1 protein-coding gene is annotated in these 440 nt (G+C 65.5%); it reads left to right on the top strand.

All coding sequences use genetic code 11. From position 1 onward, the window contains the following. Positions 1-440, top strand: a 440-nt coding sequence (locus tag HFC70_RS26390) for a LysR substrate-binding domain-containing protein (protein WP_246735972.1), incomplete at both ends; no start/stop codon positions are given.

A 440-nucleotide genomic window follows, 5' to 3' on the forward strand; every position in this document is an offset into this window, starting at 1 on the left:
CCTTCATCGAGCGCCATCCCGAGTTGGAAGTGGAACTGTTCTCCAGCCCCGCGCTGGTCGATTTTGCGCGCGAAGAGGTGGACGTGGCGCTGCGCATGGGTTCGGGCAACTATCCGGGCCTGTACGTGGAAAAGCTGCTCGACGATGTGTTCTTCCCGATCTGCAGCCCGTCGTTCAACGGCGGACGCCTGCCGCGCACGCTGGCCGAGATGGCAAGCATGACCCTGCTGCGCAGCGAGGGCGAGGCATGGAAACCGTGGTTCGATGCGGCCGGCCTTGAGGGGTTTGTGGAGCCGCGCGGGGGGCTGATGTTCCAGGATTCATCATTGCTGTTGCAGGCCGCGGCAGCGGGGCAGGGCATTGCGCTGATCCGCCCGACGCTGGCGTTCAACGAATTGCTGGCCGGCCGCGTGGTGCGCCTGTTCGAGACGACGATCCCC

Origin of the sequence: Agrobacterium sp. a22-2 (genome assembly GCF_012276985.1) — a bacterium.
Classification (GTDB): Bacteria; Pseudomonadota; Alphaproteobacteria; order Rhizobiales; family Rhizobiaceae; genus Allorhizobium.